The sequence below is a fragment of the Mesorhizobium sp. ORS 3428 genome (genome assembly GCF_001854785.1).
GTDB lineage: Bacteria > Pseudomonadota > Alphaproteobacteria > Rhizobiales > Rhizobiaceae > Mesorhizobium.
Genome location: NZ_MDFL01000046.1, coordinates 121,779 through 141,209, shown reverse-complemented (window position 1 = coordinate 141,209; position 19,431 = coordinate 121,779). Strand labels below are relative to the sequence as shown.

Annotated in this window: 19 protein-coding genes; 9 read left to right on the top strand and 10 right to left on the bottom strand. The window is 65.4% G+C overall.

The features are described 5' to 3' along the window. The first annotated feature begins 39 nt into the window (after positions 1 to 39). Both ORS3428_RS06455 and ORS3428_RS06450 read left to right on the top strand, forming a co-directional pair. Positions 40 to 1,125: a PLP-dependent cysteine synthase family protein gene (locus tag ORS3428_RS06455; RefSeq protein ID WP_071095626.1), complete on the top strand. Its 1,086-nt coding sequence runs from the start codon at positions 40 to 42 to the stop codon at positions 1,123 to 1,125. A gap of 105 nt (positions 1,126 to 1,230) precedes the next feature. After that, positions 1,231 to 2,706: a pyridoxal phosphate-dependent decarboxylase family protein gene (locus ORS3428_RS06450; protein ID WP_071095624.1), complete on the top strand. Its 1,476-nt coding sequence runs from the start codon at positions 1,231 to 1,233 to the stop codon at positions 2,704 to 2,706. Positions 2,707 to 2,730: 24 nt separating this feature from the next. On the opposite strand, the gene ORS3428_RS06445 is transcribed toward ORS3428_RS06450, so the two are convergent. The 3 genes from ORS3428_RS06445 to ORS3428_RS06435 form a co-directional block, all read right to left on the bottom strand. After that, a complete protein-coding gene (locus ORS3428_RS06445) occupies positions 2,731 to 3,105 on the bottom strand; it encodes a YciI family protein (RefSeq protein ID WP_071095622.1) in 375 nt (124 codons plus the stop codon). Between the two features lie 89 nt (positions 3,106 to 3,194). Further along, positions 3,195 to 4,604: an ATP-binding protein gene (locus tag ORS3428_RS06440; RefSeq protein ID WP_071095620.1), complete on the bottom strand. Its 1,410-nt coding sequence runs from the start codon at positions 4,602 to 4,604 to the stop codon at positions 3,195 to 3,197. Next, complete coding sequence (locus ORS3428_RS06435) at positions 4,601 to 5,317, bottom strand: response regulator (protein WP_071095684.1); 717 nt, start codon at positions 5,315 to 5,317, stop codon at positions 4,601 to 4,603. Before ORS3428_RS06435 ends, ORS3428_RS06440 begins: the two co-directional genes overlap by 4 nt. 236 nt (positions 5,318 to 5,553) lie before the next feature. Between ORS3428_RS06435 and ORS3428_RS06430 the strand changes: the two genes are divergently transcribed. From ORS3428_RS06430 to clpS, 4 genes are all read left to right on the top strand, one after another. Then, a complete protein-coding gene (locus ORS3428_RS06430) occupies positions 5,554 to 5,856 on the top strand; it encodes a hypothetical protein (protein ID WP_071095618.1) in 303 nt (100 codons plus the stop codon). A gap of 36 nt (positions 5,857 to 5,892) precedes the next feature. Beyond that, positions 5,893 to 6,135: a hypothetical protein gene (locus ORS3428_RS06425; RefSeq protein ID WP_071095615.1), complete on the top strand. Its 243-nt coding sequence runs from the start codon at positions 5,893 to 5,895 to the stop codon at positions 6,133 to 6,135. A gap of 150 nt (positions 6,136 to 6,285) precedes the next feature. Continuing rightward, entirely contained in the window at positions 6,286 to 6,627 is a 342-nt protein-coding gene (locus ORS3428_RS06420; RefSeq protein WP_071095613.1) for a hypothetical protein, read from the top strand. A 187-nt stretch (positions 6,628 to 6,814) separates the two neighbouring features. Beyond that, entirely contained in the window at positions 6,815 to 7,120 is a 306-nt protein-coding gene (gene clpS / locus ORS3428_RS06415) for an ATP-dependent Clp protease adapter ClpS (protein WP_071095611.1), read from the top strand. 179 nt (positions 7,121 to 7,299) lie between these two features. Here the strand turns inward: clpS and ORS3428_RS06410 are convergent, their stop codons facing one another. From ORS3428_RS06410 to ORS3428_RS06395, 4 genes are read right to left on the bottom strand one after another with little or no spacing between them, the layout of a single operon-like run. Beyond that, positions 7,300 to 9,387, bottom strand: a complete 2,088-nt coding sequence (locus ORS3428_RS06410; RefSeq protein WP_071095609.1) for a hypothetical protein — start codon at positions 9,385 to 9,387, stop codon at positions 7,300 to 7,302. A gap of 3 nt (positions 9,388 to 9,390) precedes the next feature. Beyond that, positions 9,391 to 12,207, bottom strand: a complete 2,817-nt coding sequence (locus ORS3428_RS06405) for a DUF4159 domain-containing protein (RefSeq protein ID WP_071095607.1) — start codon at positions 12,205 to 12,207, stop codon at positions 9,391 to 9,393. Next, positions 12,204 to 13,253 (bottom strand): DUF58 domain-containing protein, encoded by a 1,050-nt coding sequence (locus tag ORS3428_RS06400; RefSeq protein ID WP_244507868.1) that lies wholly within the window; start codon positions 13,251 to 13,253, stop codon positions 12,204 to 12,206. Before ORS3428_RS06400 ends, ORS3428_RS06405 begins: the two co-directional genes overlap by 4 nt. Then, the gene (locus ORS3428_RS06395; protein ID WP_071095605.1) at positions 13,253 to 14,257 is read right to left on the bottom strand and encodes an AAA family ATPase; all 1,005 of its coding nucleotides are present in this window, start codon (positions 14,255 to 14,257) and stop codon (positions 13,253 to 13,255) included. The genes ORS3428_RS06400 and ORS3428_RS06395 overlap by 1 nt, the downstream gene beginning before the upstream one ends. Before the next feature lie 146 nt (positions 14,258 to 14,403). Between ORS3428_RS06395 and ORS3428_RS06390 the strand changes: the two genes are divergently transcribed. The 3 genes from ORS3428_RS06390 to ORS3428_RS06380 are packed head-to-tail and all read left to right on the top strand — an operon-like array spanning position 14,404 to position 16,945. After that, entirely contained in the window at positions 14,404 to 15,048 is a 645-nt protein-coding gene (locus ORS3428_RS06390; RefSeq protein ID WP_071095603.1) for a DUF1285 domain-containing protein, read from the top strand. Continuing rightward, positions 15,048 to 15,680, top strand: a complete 633-nt coding sequence (locus tag ORS3428_RS06385; RefSeq protein WP_071095601.1) for a CoA pyrophosphatase — start codon at positions 15,048 to 15,050, stop codon at positions 15,678 to 15,680. Before ORS3428_RS06390 ends, ORS3428_RS06385 begins: the two co-directional genes overlap by 1 nt. An 8-nt stretch (positions 15,681 to 15,688) precedes the next feature. Continuing rightward, complete coding sequence (locus ORS3428_RS06380) at positions 15,689 to 16,945, top strand: CCA tRNA nucleotidyltransferase (RefSeq protein WP_071095682.1); 1,257 nt, start codon at positions 15,689 to 15,691, stop codon at positions 16,943 to 16,945. Positions 16,946 to 17,067: 122 nt separating this feature from the next. On the opposite strand, the gene ORS3428_RS31215 is transcribed toward ORS3428_RS06380, so the two are convergent. From ORS3428_RS31215 to ORS3428_RS06365, 3 genes are all read right to left on the bottom strand, one after another. Then, positions 17,068 to 18,051: a S8 family serine peptidase gene (locus ORS3428_RS31215; RefSeq protein WP_083355017.1), complete on the bottom strand. Its 984-nt coding sequence runs from the start codon at positions 18,049 to 18,051 to the stop codon at positions 17,068 to 17,070. 87 nt (positions 18,052 to 18,138) lie between these two features. Next, positions 18,139 to 18,624, bottom strand: a complete 486-nt coding sequence (locus ORS3428_RS06370) for a hypothetical protein (RefSeq protein ID WP_244507867.1) — start codon at positions 18,622 to 18,624, stop codon at positions 18,139 to 18,141. Positions 18,625 to 19,005: 381 nt separating this feature from the next. Then, positions 19,006 to 19,191, bottom strand: coding sequence for a DUF1059 domain-containing protein (locus ORS3428_RS06365; protein ID WP_040970995.1), 186 nt, complete (start codon positions 19,189 to 19,191; stop codon positions 19,006 to 19,008). Positions 19,192 to 19,431: the final 240 nt, after the last annotated feature.

Sequence of the window (19,431 nt, the reverse complement as noted above, 5' to 3'; positions counted from 1 at the left end):
CGGTCTGTAACCGGCGCGTGAGACATCGAGGAGAAAGCCATGTTGCACCAGTTGAAGATCAGGACGACGGCCGGTCGAGGCCGGCTGTTCGACAGCATTCTCGACACGGTCGGCGACACGCCGGTCATCCGCATCAACAATCTCGGCCCGGGCCATGCGACGATCTATGTGAAGGCCGAGTTCTTCAATCCGGCGGCCTCGGTGAAGGATCGGCTGGCGCTCAACATCATCGAAGAAGGCGAGCGCAGCGGCAAGCTGCAGCCCGGCCAGACCGTGGTCGAAGCGACCAGCGGCAACACCGGCATCGGCCTTGCCATGGTCTGCGCGCAGAAGGGCTATCCGCTGGTGGTGACCATGGCCGACAGCTTCTCCATCGAGCGCCGCAAGCTGATGCGCATGCTGGGCGCCAAGGTGGTGCTGACGCCGCGCGCCCAGAAGGGTTTCGGCATGTACCAGAAGGCGGTGGAACTCGCCGAGGCCAATGGCTGGTTCCTGGCCCGTCAGTTCGAGACGGAAGCCAACGCGGCCATCCACGAGGCGACCACGGCGCGCGAGATCATCAACGATTTCGCGGGCGAGAGGCTCGACGTGCTGGTCACCGGCTATGGCACCGGCGGCACGATCGCCGGCGTCGGCCGGGTGTTGCGCCGCGAGCGGCCGGATGTGCGGATCGTGCTTGCGGAGCCGGCCAACGCGCAGCTTCTCGGCAGCGGCAAACGCCAAGAGCGCGGCGCCGGCGGCGCGCCCGCCGCCAGCCATCCTGCCTTCGAGCCGCATCCGATCCAGGGCTGGACGCCGGACTTCATCCCCAACGTGCTGCAGGAGGCGATCGACAAGCACTACTATGACGAAGTGGTGCCGATCGCCGGTCCGGAAGGCATCAAATGGGCCAAGGCCCTGGCGCAGCAGGAAGGCATCTTCACCGGCATCTCCGGCGGCGCCACCTTCGCCGTGGCGCGCCAGATCGCCGGAACCGCTCCGGCCGGCTCGGTGATCCTGTGCATGTTGCCCGACACCGGTGAGCGCTACATGTCGACGCCGCTCTTCGACGGCATCGAGGCGGAGATGGACGCCGAAGAGATGGCCCTGTCGCGTTCGACCCCGAGCTGCCAGTTCGACACCTGAAGACAAATCGCGGCGCCVCTGTCCGTTTTCGGGTGGCGGCGCCGCGGTGATTGGCTGCACATTGGCCGATCCTGGAACGGTCGCTTGCTCTGCGGGAGAAATCGCATGGACAGCCTGCCGGAACTCATGGCCACCGAGGAAACGCTCGATCCGTCGGACTGGGCCGATATACAGGCCCTGTCGCACCGGATCGTCGACGACGCCATCGGCTATCTCAAAGATGTCCGGGACCGGCCGGTGTGGCGCGAGATGCCGGGCGAGGTCCGCGCGTTCTTCTCAACACCGCTGCCGCGGGAACCAGAGTCGATCGGCGACGTGTATGGCGAAGTCGCCCGCAACGTGATGGCCTACCCGATGGGCAACATCCATCCGCGTTTCTGGTCCTGGTATATGGGCTGCAGCAATTTCACCGGGGCGCTCGGCGATTTCCTGGCGGCGATCCAGGGTTCGAACCTCGGCGGCGGCAATCACGCGGCCGGGCTGATGGACAGCCAGGTGGTGAACTGGTGCAAGGAGATGATCGGATTTCCGGCCTCGGCCAGCGRCACGCTGGTCAGCGGCGGCTCTATGGCCAACATCGTCGGTCTGACCGTGGCGCGCAACGACAAGGCTGGCGTCGACGTTCGGGAAAAGGGCGTGGGCGCCATCCCGAGGCCGCTGCGTTTCTATGCATCGGACCAAGTCCACTCCTGCCACCGCAAGGCGATGGAGGCGCTCGGTCTCGGCAACCAGGCGCTGCGGCGCATTCCGACCGATGCGGGTCTGCGCATCGATATCGGCGCGCTCAAGGCCGCCATCGCGGAGGACCGCGCGGCGGGTTTCAAGCCGGCCTGCGTGATCGGCACCGCCGGCACCGTCAACACCGGCGCGATCGACGACCTTCAGGCGCTGGCCGCGCTTGCGGTGGAAGAAGACCTCTGGTTCCATGTCGACGGCTGCATCGGCGCGCTGATCGCCATCGCGCCTCGCAACGCGGCGCTGGTCGCCGGCATCGAGCAGGCCCACTCCGTCGCGCTCGACCCGCACAAATGGCTGCATGCGCCGTTCGAGGCGGGCTGCGCGCTGGTGCGGGACGCATCCGCCCACCGCAACAGCTTCGCCGTCACGCCGGAATATCTGGAATCGGCGCCGCGCGGCCTCGCCTCCGGGCAGTGGCTGCACGACTACGGCCTTCAAACATCGCGTGGGTTCCGCGCATTGAAAATCTGGATGGCGCTCAAGGAGYATGGGGTCGAGAAGTTCGGCAGGCTAATCGACCAGAACATCGCCCAGGCCCGTCATCTCACCGGTCTGATCGAGGCGGAGCCCGCGCTCGAGCTGATGGCGCCGACCACCATCAACATCGTCTGCTTCCGCCACCGCCTGGACGGCGCATCCGAGGAAAGGCTCAAGGCCGTCAACATCGAGATCATGCTTAGGCTGCAGGAAGAAGGCATCGCCGCATTGTCCGACACCACCGTGCACGGCCGGCATTGCCTGAGGGCTGCGATCACCAACCATCGCACGCGCCACGACGATCTCGATCTGCTGGTGCGAGAGACGCTTCGCATCGGAAATGCGGTCGGGGCGGCGGCGATCTGAGGCGTGCAGCCGGAACGATGCAGCTTACTTGGCCGCCAGCGGCGCACCCGGCAGATAGAGCATGATCGGTCGGATCTCGTAGACAGCGGTGGGATTGACGCGCTTGAGGTCGCGCGCCACCGCTATTGCCTCGTCCTGGTTCGCGCAATCCAGCACATAGAGGCCGAGCAATTGCTCCTTGGTTTCGGCGAAGGGGCCGTCGATCACCATGCCGTCGCCAGGGCCGCGCAGCGTGACGGCTTTCGCGGTCTCGCCCAGCCTTGCCGCCGGCCCCAGCTTGCCGGCGCGGGTCAGCCTGTCGTTGACCTCGAGCAGGTCTTTCATCAGCGCCGCATCCTCTTCGGGTGTCCAGGACTGGACGGTTTGTTCGACGTGGTAGGCAAGGATTGCGTAGAACATGGTCGGTTTCCTCCCGGATTGGGCCGCACTATCACAAGGATGGCGCAACTGATCCAGTCCCGGCGCCGGTCGAAAAGGCGCCTGCTGACTCAAGCTGCCAGCGGCAGGCGCAGCTCCGTCAGCAGGCCGCCGCCAGGAAGGTTGGAAAGGCTGATCTCGCCGCCGGCGCCGCGTGCGATGTTGCGGGCAATGGTGAGGCCAAGGCCAAGGCCACCGGTCTCGCGGTTGCGCGACTGTTCCAGGCGCACGAAGGAACCGAACACCTTGTCGAGCTTTGCCTGCGGAATGCCGGGGCCCTCGTCGCGTATGCTGAGCGTGATCGTGTTGYCCGAGCGCTGCACGCCGATATGCGCCTTCTTGCCGTAGGTGACCGCGTTCTGGACGAGATTGGTGATGCAGCGGCGCAGCGCCACCGGCCGCGCGATGCAGATCAGGCCGCGCGAGGGTCTGGCGTCGTCGTCGAACGAGGCGTCCTCGAATGCGTCGGCGACCGACTCCACCAGCGACCAGAAGTCGATCCGCTCGGCCTTCTCCTCCGTCACCTCGAACTTGGCGAAGTCGATCACCGAGCTCGCGATGCTTTCGATGTCGGCAAGGTCATGCGCAAGCGCATCGCGGGCGGGTGATCTGCGCAGCAGCTCGAGGCGCAGCCGCATCCGGGTCAGCGGCGTGCGCAGGTCATGGGCAAGGGCCGCCGCCAGGTGCTCGCGGTCCTCGACATAGTCGCGCAGGCGCATCTGCATGGCGTTGACCGCCTTTGCCGCGGCGCGGATCTCGCGGCTGCCGGACTCGGCGATCGGCGGGCTTTTGAGATCCTTGCCGATGCGGTTCACCGCGGTTTCCATCATCCGGTAGGGCGCCGTCAGCCGGCGCAGCGACCAGATCGACATCACCACGATCAGCCCCGCTATCAGCGAATAGAGCGGCAGGCTGTCCCAACTGAGGATCGGCCCCGCCGGCGTGATCGGCTCGGTKAAGTTCAGCCACTGGCCGTCGGAAAAGCGCAGCGAAGCGGTGAGCTTGTCGCTTTGGGCAAAATTCGCGGCCAGCACCAGAAGATCGCGCTCGACCTGGCCGACATCCTTGTTCATGACCTGRCCGTTCGGAGCATCGGCCTCCTGCGTTGCCGGGTCGCGCCGCACGCGCGCGTCGGTGACGCCGAACTTGGACAGGCGGCCGACCAGAATGTCCTCCAGTTCGGCAAGTTCGTCGTCGCCGGCGATCGAGGAGGTGACGGCAGGGGTGTCCGACACGGTCAACGCAAAGCTGGCATTGAACAGCCCGGACGCGGTTGCCTTGCGCTCCTCGGGCGTAGCGTCATGCATCAGCTGCACCAGCGAATAGGCGCGGTCGTTCAGCCGATAGAGGTCGACAATATCATTGGCCGCGGCCCGGTCGCGCGAGACGATGTAGAGGGTCGCGACCTGGCTGATCATCAGGCCGGCGATGACGATGAGCAGCACCCAGACAGGCAGGGTTTGCGGCAGGAAGCGTCTCATTCGGAGGTCGTTTCGGGCAGAAACTGATAGCCGCCGCTGCGCACCGTCAGGATCAGTTTCGGCGTTTTCGGGTCGTCCTCCATCTTGCGGCGCAGGCGGCTTACCAGGATGTCGACGCTGCGGTCGAAGCTGTAGCCGGTGTCGCCGCCGGAGAGCTCGATGAGTTGCTCGCGGGTGAGCACGCGCTGCGCGCTCTTGACGAAGGTCTGCAGCAGGTTGAACTCGGCCATCGTCAGTTCGACCCGCACGTCGTCGGGCGCGGTCAGCCGGCGGCGCGAACAATCCATGGTCCAGCCGGCGAAGCGGTAGATCTGCTTGGGGGAGGGCCGGCGCGGCTCGGTCGTGCCGTTGCGCCTCAAAACCGCGCGGATGCGGGCGAGCAGTTCGCGCGGATCGAAGGGTTTCGGCACATAATCGTCAGCGCCCATCTCCAGGCCGACGACGCGGTCCGTCGTCTCGGTCACCGCGGTCAGCATGATGATCGGCGTCGTGTAGTTGGCGCGGATCTCGCGGCAGAGCTCCAGTCCGCTCTTGCCCGGCAGCATCACGTCGAGGACGATGAGGTCGACCTGCGCGCGGCGCAGGATCGCCTCCATCTCGGTGCCGTCGGCGGCGACCGTCGTACGCAGTCCGCGCTTCTGGAAAAATTCCTGAAGCAGGTCCCGTATCCCCTTGTCGTCGTCGACGATCAGTATGTGCGCGTCGGATTTCACGAGAACCCCGCCATTGCTGCAGCCAAGCCGTCCTTCGGTGATCACCCACACGATAGAATTCGGGCCACATCTTGGCCAGTGCCGACGATACAGGACGGCTCGGCTCCCCAGAAACAATCCAGAAACAATATTCTACAGTTGGGAAAAACTCGTGAAAAATTTCAACGGCATAACGGGTGCCGTGGCGGTCGGGTCATCGGCTGCGACGCAAGTTTCCGGAGTAACGGACAATACCAATGCAGAGGTTCTGGATCAGCGTGATGGGTGCTTTGCTCAGCATGTCGCTCATCACCGCCGCGGTCGCAGCCTCCAACGCAAAGGTGACGCCGCTGACCCGGGCCGAGCGCTGCACCAATCTCAGCCGTCAAGTTGACGAAGCCCTCGAAACCCATGCCGCGGCAACGCAGGTCACCGCGGCGAAGGCACTTCAAAGAAAGGGAAACCGGTTCTGCGCCAACAAGAAGCAGGCACAGGGAATCCGGATGCTCGCGAACGCTTTGAAGCTGCTTGGAGTAACACCGATCGACCCGGTCCAGTGACGCTCACCCCGACCTGCAGAAAAAGGAAATGAAGCCATGAAGAAGTCTCTCCTCTCCGCCCTCGGCCTCGCTGTTGCTCTGGCCTTCTCGATGCCGGCTCTCGGCAACGCCGCTGCCACCACGACCGCTGCTCCGGCTGCTTCGACGACCGCTCCGGCTGCGACCGCTCCGGCCAAGGCCGCTCCGAAGAAGGTTGCCGCCAAGAAGGCCTGCAAGGTGACCAAGACGCACAAGTGCCCGGTGAAGAAGGCCAAGAAGGCCCCGGCGAAGAAGTCCTGATCCAGGCTTTCAGTCCTGACATTGCAAGACCGCTCCGGCCGGTTCCGGCTGGAGCGGTTTTCTGGCGGCCGAAGCCCGGGCCGGTAGCTTCCACCGCTCCGCTCCCGATCCTTAACCCGATCGCAATGCCGGTGCTGTAGGACAATCCGCATGAAAAAGCGGCTTTCGTCCCTGATGCGCTCGCTGACCCTCGGCGGCCTGGTGGCCACCGCGGCGGCAAGATCGTTGATCATCTTCAGAGCCAGCCCGGTGCCGGACCCCGCCAGCGGCAGGACCGAGCCGGAGCTTTTCGCGCCGGCGCTCTCATCGAGCTTCGATTACATCACGYCGGCGCAGAGCTGGGTCCTCATCGTGCTGACCGGCGCAACGCTGATCGGCTTCTGCGCCTGGATGGTTGCCGCCTTCATCGAGCGCGGTCCGGACATCAACGACGGCGGCTCCGGCAGGTCCGGCACGGCGATGCGCCGCACGGTCGGCCGGCAGGGCCGTTGACCCGCAAGCAGGCCTTTCCCACATAAGCAAGAATGTCTGTCCGCGCTGCTGCAGCGGGTAAATGGACGATCGCTTCCCTGCATGACAGAGTGGAAGCGAGAATGGCGGTTGTTTTCGCGCAGTTCCGGACGGAAAACCGCGCAGCGCTTTTCCCGGATTTGCCGCAGTTCACCACTGGTGGACCCCGATGCCTGAAACTGTCCTCACGCCGCGTACCAAGACGCGGCCGAAAACCGAGCGGCCGAAGCTCTACAAGGTCATTCTCGTCAATGACGACTTCACGCCGCGCGAGTTCGTGGTGACCGTGCTCAAGGCGGAATTCAAGCTCAGCGAGGATCAGGCGCACCGCGTGATGATCACGGCGCACACGCGCGGCGTTTGCGTGGTCGCCGTCTTCACGCGCGACGTCGCCGAGACCAAGGCCGCGCGGGCCACCGACGTCGGCAAGGCCAAGGGCTATCCGCTGCTGTTCACAACCGAGCCGGAAGAGTAGGGGGCTGGACGCTTCCCTTCTCCCCCTTGGGGGAGAAGGTGGATCGGCGCGCAGCGCCGAGACGGATGAGGGGTGCTCCAGCTTGGCGGCAGCTTACCCCTCACCCGGATTGCCATCCGATTTGTGAAGGACAAATCGGGGCAATCCGACCTCTGGCACAGGGGGAGAGGTGAAAGATGCTACCGTCCTTCGCGATACCACATCGAGCCTATGGCCAGGAGCAGCAGGCCGAGGCCGAGGAAGCCGCCGAACAGCGGCACGCGCGAAACGGCCTTGAGGGCGCTGTCGTCGGTGGTGCGAAGGCCGATCCAGTCATCGCCCGAGGCAGCGCCGGCAGAGCGGACCGGCACGATCGAAGGCAGGCTCACGCCGCCGGCGAGGCTGCCGAGCGCCGACGAGGGTGCCAGGCGGCGCACGCTGCCGCCGGTCGCCTCCGCCGGCGGCTTCAGCCTGTCTTCCGTGGAAACGACATCGGAGAATTCCGGCGCGTTGACCGGGCCGACATGGGCAAGCGCGGTGAGGTCGCCATTGGCGACCTGATAGAGGCCGATCTCACTGGTCTGCAGGCTGCCGGTGAAGACGCCTGGCTCGGATTTCTGCAGCTTGATCGTTACCTTTTTTCCGGAGGGCGTGATGACCTGCGCCGGGCCCGGATCGTCGCTCATCGTCTGACGGCGGACCTCCAGAACCATGCCGCGGCCGTCGGCGGTCAGCCGTTCCTCTTCCAGCTCTGGCTCCTTCATCAGCCAGTGGGCAATGCGCCGGTAGAGCTGGACATGCGGTCCGCCGCCTTCGAAGCCGCGCGCCCATAGCCAGCCCTGGTCGGAAAGCAGCATGCCGACCCGGCCTTCGCCCTTGCGGTCGAGCAGGAGGAGCGGGCGGTTGTCGGCACCTTTCATCACCACTTCGCCCTCGGGATTCTTGACGCCGATGGTGCGGAACCACCGGCTCCAGTGCGGCGGGTCGCTGGCCGAGCCGTCGAGCCCGCGCGTCACGGGGTGACGCTGGCCAAGATCGGTGAGACGCGGATAGAAGGCCTTGTCGACAACCTCGCCGCTTGGCATCGCCGGCAGAGCCGACATCAGCGGCGTGCGGGCAATCGAGCTCTCGCCGGCATATTCGGGGCCGGCGGCGATCAGCAGCGCGCCGCCTTTTTCGACATATTCGGAGATGTAGTCGTAATAGAGGATCGGCAGCACGTCGCGGTGCTGGTAGCGGTCGAAGATGATGAGGTCGAAGTCCTTGATCTTCTCGACGAACAGTTCGCGCGTCGGGAAGGCGATCAGCGACAGTTCATTGATCGGCGTGCCGTCCTGCTTTTCCGGCGGGCGCAGAATCGTGAAATGGACGAGATCAACCGATGCGTCTGATTTCAACAGGTTGCGCCAGGTGCGTTCGCCGCCATGCGGCTCACCGGAGACGAGCAGCACGCGCAGGTTCTCGCGGATGCCGTCGACGAGTGCGATGGCACGGTTATTGGCGTCCGTCAGTTCGCCCGGCTCGTGGTCGATGCCGAGCTGGACGATGTTGCGGCCGGCATTGGGGATGGTGACCTGCAGCTTCATCGGCTGGCCGATCGTCGCGTGCTCGACCGAGACCTGCTGGCCATTGACCAAGACCCGGACGTCGACGGGGCCGGTTTCGCCGTCGCTGGCGATGACGCGGTAGCTCATGTCGAGCGGCTTGCCGACGAGGCCGAAGCGCGGCGCATTCTCGAAGCGGATGCGGCGGTCCTTCTCATGCTCCTTGCCGGTGATCAGCGCATGCAACGGCGCGTTGAACTCCGGCGCCCCGGCAGGCGCATCGTGCACCTCGCCGTCGGTGATCATGATCGCGCCGCCGATCCGCGAGGGCGGCACGTCGCGGAAGGCATTTTCCAGCGCGCTGAACAGCCGGGTTTCGGTGCGCTCGTCGGCAGCCTCCGACTTGCCGGCGTCGACGACGCGGACATCGAATTGCTTGAAGCGGCCAAGGCGCTGCTGAAGGCCCGCAAGCGCTTCCTCGGTCTGCTTGGTGCGGTCGCCGATGTCCTGGCTCTGGCTGCGGTCGACGATGATGGCGACGACGCTCTTCAGAGCCTCGCGTTCCTCGTCGAGGAAGACGGGGTTGAGGAGTGCTGCGCCAAGCGCGAGCAGCGCGACGAAGCGCAGGACCGAGCCGCGCTGGCGGAACCATAGGCCGGCCAGCGCAAGCAACAGCAGCGGCACGAAGACCAGGCCGAACATCGGCCAGGAAACCAGCGGCTCGAAGGAGATCGACCAGTTCATGACCTACTGCCCCAGCCGTTCGAGCAGGATGGGCACATGCACCTGGTCGGATTTGTAGTTGCCGGTCAGCATGTACATCATGATGTTGACGCCGGCGCGCAACGCATAGACGCGCTGCATCGGATCCGGCGGCACGGTCGGCAGCATCGGATCGCCATTCGCGTCGACCGCCCAGGCGCCGGCGAAATCATTGGCGGTGATCATGATCGGCGACACGCCGTCGCCGGTGCGCACCGGACGGTTCTCGGTGTTGGAGGCGTCGAGCGAGGCCTCGACCCACAGCGGACTGCCATTGAAGCGGCCCGGAAACTCCGGAAGGATGAAAAAGGATTTGGTCAGCACGTGGTCCGACGGCACCGGCTCCAGCGGCGGCACGTTGAGATTGGCGAGGATGTCGCGCAATCGCTCCGTCGCCGGGCTGGTCGACCCGGCTCCGATGCCGTTGGAGAACTGGTCGCGCGTATCGAAAAGAACCGTGCCGCCCTGCTGCATATAGGCGTCGATGCGGGCGATCGCCGCTTGGCTCGGCATCGGCGCGGTGGCATCGATCGGCCAGTAGATCAGCGGATAGAAGGACAGCTCGTCCCTAGAGATGTCGACGCCGGCCGGCGGGCCGGGCTCGAGCGCCGTCTTCTCGACCAGGAAGCGTGTGAGGCCCTCGAGGCCGGCGCGGCTGATCGAATCGACAGCGGGCTCGCCGGTGATGACATAAGCGATGCGGGTTTTCGAAATATCGTCGATCGCCTGGGAATCGCCGGGCTTCGAATCATCCGCGCGGGCTGGATCGGCATGGCCGAAGAGTCCGCCAAGGACGATCAGCACGGCACCGATGGCCGCCGCGGCGCGGCGCGGCCGTCGCGACAATACCCCGCCCATCCACAAGACCGCCAGCGTGTCGAGCAGCATCAGCAGGAGGGCGATGGTGACCAGCGGACCTTTCAGGTTCTCCGATTCGTCGAAGGCGTAGGGAATGTCGGTCACCGGCAAGGAGACCTGCGGGCGTGCAAGCGGCGTGAATGTGCTCGAAGCATTGAGCAAATTGTGCGCGAAGACGCCAGTCTCCGAGCCGTAGAGCCCTGGCGGGTTTTCCAGGGTGACCGGCAACGGGCCTGAGCCCGGAACGAGCGGCCGCGCGTCGGGCGACGGCGGCACCAGCGTGCCGTCGGCGCCGATCATGCGATAGGGCGCCAGCGACGTGGCGGCGGCCTCGGCATTGGCAACCGCTGCACCCTGGTTGCGCGACAATTGCACGATGCGCCTCAGCATCTCGACGAAACTGCCGGAGATCGGCAGGTTCGACCAGGTCGCCTCCGGCGTGACGTGGAAGAGCACCAGCGTGCCCTTGTCCTTCTTCATGCCCGTCACCAGCGGCGTGCCGTCGGCGAGCGTCGCCCAGGTGCGCTCGACGATGTCGGGCGTCGGCTCGGCCAGCACCTGCCGGCTCACGGTCACCTCGCTCGGCGGCGCCAGGTCGGCGAAGGGGCCGTTCTTCGGGAATTCCGTCACCGCCTGCGGCGTCGTCCAGGACAGCGCGCCGCCCAGTGCGCGCTCGCCGCTGCGCAACCTGACCGGCAGCAGGTCGTCGTCATTGCCGGCGGCGGCCAGCCGTGGACCGGCAAAGCGCACCAGCGTGCCGCCCTTGTCGACCCAATCGACCAGACGTTGCCGGACCTGCTCGGGGATGTTGCCGACATCGGCCATGATGATCATCGCCGGCTTCTGGTCGAGGAGTTGCGGAATCGCATCGGCCAGATCGACGCTCGACGGCTCGACCAGATCGGCGAAGGGCTGCAGCGCGCGCTTGATATAGTAGAGCGGCGACAGAAGCGGCTGCGCCTGGTCGGCCTCGGCCTGCGACAGCAGTCCGACGCGGCGGCGCTTCGAGCTTTCGTCGAGCACGCGCACGGCGCCGGCCTGATGCTGGCCGTCGAGCGCGATCGAGGCGAAGTCATTGCGCAGCTCGAACGGCACCGTCACCGTGCCAGTGGCGGTGCTTTCGCCGGGCGCGAAGGTCAGCGTCGCGTCGGCAATGCGGCGGCCCTTGTCGTCGAAGGCGCCTGCCGTCATTTGCGCCGGTGCCGTATCGCCCGGTGCGCGGATGGCGGTCAGCGCGAAGCCGTCGACCTGGTTGTCGGCGCCGATCAGGCCGGTCAGCGAAAGCCGGTCGGAAGTGGCCCAGACCAGCCGCGAGGCATTCTTCTCCAGAAGCGTCTTGAAAGCGGCTTCGTCGCCGTTTGCCGCCAGGCCGTCGGCAAGCACGGCGACGCTGGCGCCGGGCAGGCGCTCCAAAGCGGCGGCGACGCGGGCATAGACGGCCGGGCGGTTTGTCGGGACGGGGCGCGGCTTTGCCGCGCGGAGGCGGTCGAGCGCAGCCGAGGCGTCGAACGGGCCGATCTCGGCATTGGGCTTCTCGGCGGTGAAGGCGATGACGACCGGCACGCCGTTCGAGCCGGCGTCCGCAATCAGCCGCTCGGCGGTGGCAACGCGCTTGCCCCAGTCGTCCGCACTTGCCCAGTCATTGTCGATCACCAGCGCCAGCGCCGAGCCTTCCGCCGGCAGTTTTTCACGCGGATTGAAGACAGGTTCGGCCAGAGCCATGACGACAAGCGCCGCCAGCAACAGTCTGAGCAGCGTCAGCCACCAGGGGCTTTGATGCGGCGTCTCCTCGCGCCTCAAGACGCGGGCGAGGATCCTCAGCRGCGGAAAGACCTCCGTCTGCGGCCTGGGCGGCGTCAATCTCAGCAGCCACCAGATCACCGGCAGGGCCAGCAGACCCCACAGCACCATCGGCACGCCGAAGGAAAGCGGCAGCCAGCTCATCCGACCGCCTTTCCGGCATGACTGTCGCTGACAGTCAGCCCTGCATGACTGTCGCTGACAGTCAGCCCTGCATGACTGTCGCTGACAGTCAGCCCTGCATGACCGCTACCGGCGGTCAGCCCTGCGTGACTGCCGCCGGCAGCGAGCCCAGGACGGCTGCTATCGGCGGTCATCGCCATGTGCACACGCACCAGCGCGTCGGAAGCCAGCCGATCGGTGTGGTTGACGGTGAAACTCCAGCCGAGACGCTTGCACCAGCCGGCCAATTCCTGGCGCCGGGCGGTGTAGAGCAGGCGGTATTCCTGCCCCAGCGTTTCGGCGCGGCCAGCAGTCAGCTTGTCGCCGGTCTCGGGATCGGTGAATTCGGTGCGGCCCGAATAGGGGAAGGTCTCCTCGGCCGGGTCGGCGACTTCGATCAGATGCGCGCGCACGCCGTGACGGGCGAGCACGCCGAGCCAGTCCATGGTTTCCTCGACCGGATCGAGGAAATCGCTGACGACGACGATGTCGCAGAAGCGGCGGATGGCCGCCAGATCGGGCTTGGCCGGCAGCGGGCCGGCCGAACTGAGCTGCGCGGCGATCCGCTCCGCGCCGCTGCGGGCGGTGAAAGGGTCGGTGAGGCCCGGCCAGGCAATGCGCTCGCCGCTGCGCGAAAGCAGCTCTGCCATCGCAAGCGCCAGCACCAGCGCGCGCGACTCCTTGGAAACTGTCGCTCCCGCCGATTTGTAAAGCATGGAGGGGGAGGGGTCCGCCCAGAGCCACACCGTGTGGGCTGCTTCCCACTCGCGGTCACGCACATAGGTGTGGTCGTCACGCGCCGAGCGGCGCCAGTCGATGCGCGAGGAGTCGCCTTCGACATAGGGCCGGAACTGCCAGAAATTCTCGCCGATGCCGCGCTTGCGGCGGCCATGCCAGCCGGCGATCACGGTGTTGACAATGCGGCGAGCCTCGACCAGCAGGTCCGGCACTAGAGAGGCTCGCAACCGGCCACGGGCGAGCGCGTCGCGCGTCGCGACCGGTGCCTGGACCTCGCCAATTCGACCCATCAGATACCTTTTGCCAGCTTCGCCACCACGTCGCGAACGGAAGTGCCTTCCGCGCGGGCAGCGAACGTCAACGCCATACGATGCTGCAGCACCGGCTCGGCCAATGCGCGGATGTCGTCGGCCGACGGTGCGAGCCTCCCATCATATAGGGCGCGCGCTCGCGCGCACAGGGTCAGCGCCTGGCTGGCGCGGGGGCCCGGGCCCCAGGCGACATGCTTGTCGGTATCGGCATTGCCCTCGTCCGGCCGGGCCRAACGCACCAGCTTGAGGATCGCCTCGACGACGCTTTCCGGCACCGGCATGCGACGGATCAGCGTCTGGATTTCCTTGAGCCTGGCCGGCTGCAGGACATTGTCGGCCTTGGCCTCCTCGACGCCGGTTGTTTCGAGCAGGATGCGGCGCTCGGCCTCGACGTCCGGGTAAAGGATGTCGACCTGCATCAGGAAACGGTCGAGCTGCGCCTCGGGCAACGGATAGGTGCCTTCCTGCTCCAGCGGGTTCTGCGTCGCCAGAACGTGGAAKGGTGACGGCAAGTCGTAGCGGACGCCGGCGATGGTGACGTGATATTCCTGCATCGACTGCAGCAGCGCCGACTGTGTGCGCGGCGAGGCGCGGTTGATTTCGTCGGCCATCAAAAGCTGCGTGAAGATCGGCCCAGGAATGAAGCGGAAGGAGCGCTTACCGAATTCATCCTGCTCCATCACCTCCGAGCCGAGGATGTCGGACGGCATCAGGTCGGGCGTGAACTGGATGCGGCGGGAATCGAGGCCGAGCACGATGCCCAGCGTCTCGACCAGTTTGGTCTTGGCGAGGCCCGGCACGCCGACGAGCAGCGCGTGGCCGCCGGCCAGCAGCGCCACCATCGTGCGCTCTACGACGGCTTCCTGACCGAAGATCACCCTGCCAACTGCGTTGCGGACCTTCGAGATGTCGGCCAGCGCCTTCTCGGCCTCCTCGATCATGGCCTTTTCGCTCAACGGGCTTTCCTTGATCATCACGCTCATGCCGCTCGGTCCTTTTTGGTTGGAAATACCGGCCTGGACTCTCAGAGTCGCAGGATGCCGCGATTCGGCCTCGCCTAGCGCCTGCGATTGAACTTAAATCACAGACCTAGGCTGACAAGCGTAACAACAGTGACTATTTCGTGACAATGACCGAGCATTGCGGACATCGCGGGCAGAGCCTGAGCGAACAGAGCCTGACTGGTGCCACCGAGGCGCGCGGGCTCGAAGCGCTGATCGCGCGGGCGGCGCGGGYCGGCAAGGGACCGGCCCCCGTGGAGCGCTGGAATCCGGACTTCTGCGGCGATCTCGACATGGAGATCAAGGCCGACGGCACATGGTTCTATCTCGGCACGCCGATAGGACGCATGCCGTTGGTGCAGCTCTTTTCGAGCGTCTTGCGCAAGGACGCCGACGGCAAGACCTATCTGGTTACGCCGGTGGAGCGCGTCGGCATCCGCGTCGCCGATGCGCCCTTTATCGCCGTCGAGATGAACGTGTCGGGCACCGGCGACAAGCAGGTCATTACTTTCCGCACCAATGTCGGCGACGTCGTAACCGTCGGACCCGGCCATCCGCTGCGCTTCGTCGACGAGGACGCCACGGGCGGGCTCAAGCCCTATGTGCTGGTGCGTGGGCGGCTGGAAGCGCTGCTGGCGCGGCCGGTGATGTACGAACTCGTCGAGCATGGCGAGGAGATCGACATAGACGGCACGGCAATGTTCGCCGTTCGCTCCGGCGGCGAGGTCTATCCGATCATGCCGGCCGAAAAACTCGAGCGGTTAAGCGCGTGATGGACCAGGTGGCGCCGGTGCCGTTCTCGATTGCGGATTTTCGCGCCCGCGTCTCGGCGCAGGCTGAGGTGCAGCCTGGCGACGAGTTCGGCGATCACCGCTTCAATCCCGGCCATCCCAGGCTGCAGCACATCAAGCCGCTGCGCGATGCCGCGGTACTGATCCCGGTCATCGATCATGCCGATGGCGCCACGGTGCTGCTCACGAAGCGCGCGGAGAGGCTGCGCAGCCATTCCGGGCAGGTGGCCTTTCCCGGCGGCACGATCGATCCGACTGATCCCGGCCCCGAGGCCGCGGCGATGCGCGAGACCTTCGAGGAGATCGGCCTCGACCGCGACCACATCGAAATCATCGGCCGGATGCCGGACTATGTTTCCGGCAGCGGCTACCGCATCGTGCCGGTGCTTTCCGTGGTGCGGCCTGGCTTTTCGCTGGCGCTCAATGCCGACGAGGTCGACGCGGCCTTCGAAGTGCCACTGCGCTTCCTGATGGACCCCGCCAATCATGCGCGCGACAGCCGCATGTGGAACGACCTCGAATGGTTCTTCTACGAGATGCCCTATGGCGGCCAGCGCATCTGGGGCGTCACCGCCGGCATCATCCGCACGMTCTATGAAAGGCTCTATGCGTGAGCGCCGAGATGTCACTTTCGGGCAGGGCCGACTGGCTCGGCGAAAAGCACCTGCAGCGCCTGCTTGCCGCGCTGAAGGAGGGCGGCGAAGAGGCGCGCGTGGCGGGTGGGGCGGTCCGCAACGCGCTCATCGGCCAACCGGTCGCCGACATCGACATCGCCACGACGACCGTGCCCGCGGAAACGATCCGCCGTGCCGAGTCCGCCGGCTTCAAGACGGTGCCGACCGGCATCGAGCATGGAACCATCACGGTGGTCGCGGGCGGCAAGACCCATGAAGTCACCACGCTCAGGGCCGATATAGAGACCGACGGCCGGCGGGCGAAAGTGACGTTCGGGCGCGACTGGAAGCTTGACGCAGAACGACGCGACTTCACCATCAACGCGCTCTATGCCGAGGCCGATGGCACGATCGTCGACCTTGTCGGCGGCGTCGCCGATATCGAGGCGCGGCGGCTGCGCTTCATCGGCGATCCGGAAGCGCGCATCCGCGAGGATTATCTGCGCATCCTGCGCTTCTTCCGCTTTTTCGCCTGGTATGGCGACGGCCGGCCCGACGCCGAAGGCCTGAAAGCCTGCGCCAGGCTGAAGGACGGGCTCGGCCGGCTCTCGGCCGAGCGCGTCTGGTCCGAGCTGAAGAAGCTCTTATCGGCGTCCGATCCCTCGYGCGCCCTGCTGTGGATGCGCCAGGCCAGCGTCCTCTCGGCCGTGCTGCCGGAGAGCGAGAAATGGGGCATCGACGCTATCCACGGGCTGGTCAGGACCGAAAAGGATCTCGGCTGGGCTGCCGATCCGATGCTCAGGCTGGAGGCCATCGTTCCGCCGGATGTCGCGCGCTTGAAGGCGCTTGCCGAAAGGCTGCGACTTTCGAACGGGGAGGCGCAACGGCTGCGGCACTGGGCGCTGACCGTTCCACCGGAATCCAAGATGACCGAGACGGAATTCTCGAAAAGGCTCTATTCCGGCGATCGCGGCGGCTTCCTCGATCGGCTGCGGCTTGCGCTCGCCGCGGCGCGGGCCCGCGCCGTCGAGGACAATAAGGCCATGGTGGAGGCCGGCGGCTTTTCGCGCCTCTTCAATTTCGCTTCGAAATGGGAGAGGCCCGCCTTACCGATCAAGGGCRCCGACCTGACCGCACTCGGCGGGTCGCCCGGCCCGAAGCTCGGCGCCACGCTGAAAAACCTGGAGAAGGAGTGGGTGGACTCCGGCTTCACCATGGATCGCGGCGCACTGCTCGAACGCGCCGCGAAAGCCCTCGAGGGTTAAGCATGTCTCCCGAAAGTGGGAACCGGTTTCGGGACAAAGACATGCGTAAAATCAAAAACCTAAAGCGCATGGAGGCGAATCTGAAGATCGCGACGCGCTTTAGATAACGCCGATCGGCGCGGTCAGTGTATCGCCACGGGGGCCAGCGCCCGCGAAAGGCTTGCCTCGCCCTTGCCGTAGACGGAGGGGTCATAGTTGGCCAGCGTGTCGGTGCGGGCCGTGTTGAGCAGGTCGTTGGTGATCTGAACCGGCGTCGCCTTCGTGAACTTGCTGCCGATGATCGCTGCGTATCCGGAGATGATCGGCGCGGCGAAAGAGGTGCCGTAAAGGCCCGTCTTGTCACCTTCGACACCGACCACCAGGAAATGGCTCTGCACGRTCGGGTCGGAGCCGGCGTAATTGGAATACCAGGCAAGCTGAGCCTTGTTGGATGTCGTGCCGTTTGTCGACAGCGCGCCGACGAAGATCGCCGTCGGCTTGCCGATCAGGGCGAGGTCGAGATAGTCCTGCTGGCCGCCGGTGACCCCGCCGACGGCAACCGAGTCGTTGCCGGCCGCTTTCGACACTATGGCAGATCCTTTGGAGGCGTAGGAAATGATCGACTGCTCCTCCGGGGCCCACCAGATCTGGTTCACGCTGTAGCCCGCGCTGGCGTACATGCCGTAGCTGAGATTGAGCACGTTGCGGCCGCTTGCCAGCGGAACGGCCGAGCCGGTCGAGAAATCCTTGGAACGTATGGTCGCCGCGGGAGCGATCATGCTTGCTTCCTCGCGCGTCCATTCGCCGTGCCGCTGGTATTGCGTGCCGATGCCGAAATTGCCGTAAAAGCGCGATGAACTGCTGAAGTCGTCGACGATGGTGATGGTGACGCCCCGGCCTTTGTAGCCCGCCGCCCACGCGGCGCCGACGTCGGGGCTCATCCAGCTCTGCACCGTCTGGGTCGTCGCCCTTACAGCGGGTATCTTTGCGCTTACGCATATGGATCCGCCGCCGTGGCACAGCGCGGCCATCTCGTCCGCGTCGGGGGCTTCCTGCGCCGACGCGAAGGATGCAGGCAGAAGGACGAGCGCCGCGGCGATACCGAACTTCCAGAAATTGACAGACATGGTCTTACTCCCGGTCAAACAGGAACGAGGACGGAGGATCGCGAAGTTCGGGAGCAGGAGGATTTCCCATGCACGGCCTCGCGGCGATCAGAAGGTAACACGGTAATTGAGCCACAGGCGCAGCCTTTCGGGTCTAGCGTTAACCAGATATTTCAGCGTTTCCTCAGGCGCCGTCTCACCGGCCGCGAGCCGGCAATTGACGCTGTAGGTGCCCAGATCCCCGTAGTCGGCCACGCAGGGCTTTTCGGTCAGGTTGCCGCCGAAGGTCGTGGTAACGGAAAGGGACAGGGTGCTGTCCGGGCTCGGATGAGTCTGGGTGAGAAAACCGAGCTTAAAGCTCGGCTGAATGCGGTACTTCTCGGCTTGTTCGCCGGTGCCAAAACCCCACAGGATGCCGCTGTTTTCAGTGAGCTGCGTGAGAAAATCGACGTGCATGTCGACCCAATTGCTGTGGTACCACCGATTGAACGAGACCCAGCTTCCGTCCTGCAGCTCATAGCCGCCGTTGGCGAGGCCTCGCGCGCGATCGCTGAGCGGCGAGCCCTGGTGAATGTCGACGAGCGAGGTGGTCATTTCCTGGGCGGCCGCCRGCGATGTGCCGATGAAGGCGCAAAACAGGAGTGCYGCTGCACGGAAGCCGCTTCGACTGTCGGACCTTTCGCGCATGCGCGCAGCACCTTGCCCATGGGACCGGCCCAGCCTGGCGGCGAACGGCTTGTCGGGCAGCCGCCATGGCCGGGATCATGCGCTCGACGATCGCATGGAGACCGTTACCGTGGGGTTATCCAAGCCGCTACGAATATAAGTTTTTGCCAGAGCTCGGCGAAAGCGAAGTCTTACCGACGATCAGGCAGGTCGCCGCGAAACAAGCGGGATGCAGCACCCGGCCGCATCCCGCTTGCCGTTCTTGCCTGTGGTATCGTGCGAAATCCGCGATTGGCCGTGACTGATGCCTCAGGCCGCGTCGCGGACCTTCTGGATGCGCGAGCGGATCGCCTCGATCATCGTCTCGCGGATGATAGTTTCGCCATGCGTTTCACGCAGATGTTCGACGGCGCGGCGCATCACCTCCGCCTCTTCTTCGGCGCGCGTATGCCAGTCACAACCCGGGACAAGTGTTCCGCATTGGAATTCCTTCATTGGTCGTTCCTTTCCTCCTGTGGAGCGGTCCAGTCTTGGACTCCCGTTCCATGTGTTGCTTTTTAAGCAATTCGGGAAAACCGCTGAGCACTTTCCAGGAATTGCTCAGTTGGATCAGCATAACACATACCTGTCGGTTTCGGTTGCATCGAACCCGGGCGGCAAACCGCGCTTCGCCGTCTTCGGGAGAAAGCAAAGGCGGGCAGCGCTGCCCCGCCTTTCTTGCTGCCTGATCCTGTT

Bases quoted from the DNA above. Each gene is read 5' to 3' on its own strand.
- ORS3428_RS06370 (WP_244507867.1), bottom strand. From the start codon at position 18,624: ATGACCACCTCGCTCGTCGACATTCACCAGGGCTCGCCGCTCAGCGAT.
- ORS3428_RS06400 (WP_244507868.1), bottom strand. From the start codon at position 13,253: ATGGGTCGAATTGGCGAGGTCCAGGCACCGGTCGCGACGCGCGACGCG.
- clpS (WP_071095611.1), top strand. From the start codon at position 6,815: ATGCCTGAAACTGTCCTCACGCCGCGTACCAAGACGCGGCCGAAAACC.
- ORS3428_RS06425 (WP_071095615.1), top strand. From the start codon at position 5,893: ATGAAGAAGTCTCTCCTCTCCGCCCTCGGCCTCGCTGTTGCTCTGGCC.
- ORS3428_RS06410 (WP_071095609.1), bottom strand. From the start codon at position 9,387: ATGAACTGGTCGATCTCCTTCGAGCCGCTGGTTTCCTGGCCGATGTTC.
- ORS3428_RS06445 (WP_071095622.1), bottom strand. From the start codon at position 3,105: ATGTTCTACGCAATCCTTGCCTACCACGTCGAACAAACCGTCCAGTCC.
- ORS3428_RS06430 (WP_071095618.1), top strand. From the start codon at position 5,554: ATGCAGAGGTTCTGGATCAGCGTGATGGGTGCTTTGCTCAGCATGTCG.
- ORS3428_RS06365 (WP_040970995.1), bottom strand. From the start codon at position 19,191: ATGAAGGAATTCCAATGCGGAACACTTGTCCCGGGTTGTGACTGGCAT.
- ORS3428_RS06455 (WP_071095626.1), top strand. From the start codon at position 40: ATGTTGCACCAGTTGAAGATCAGGACGACGGCCGGTCGAGGCCGGCTG.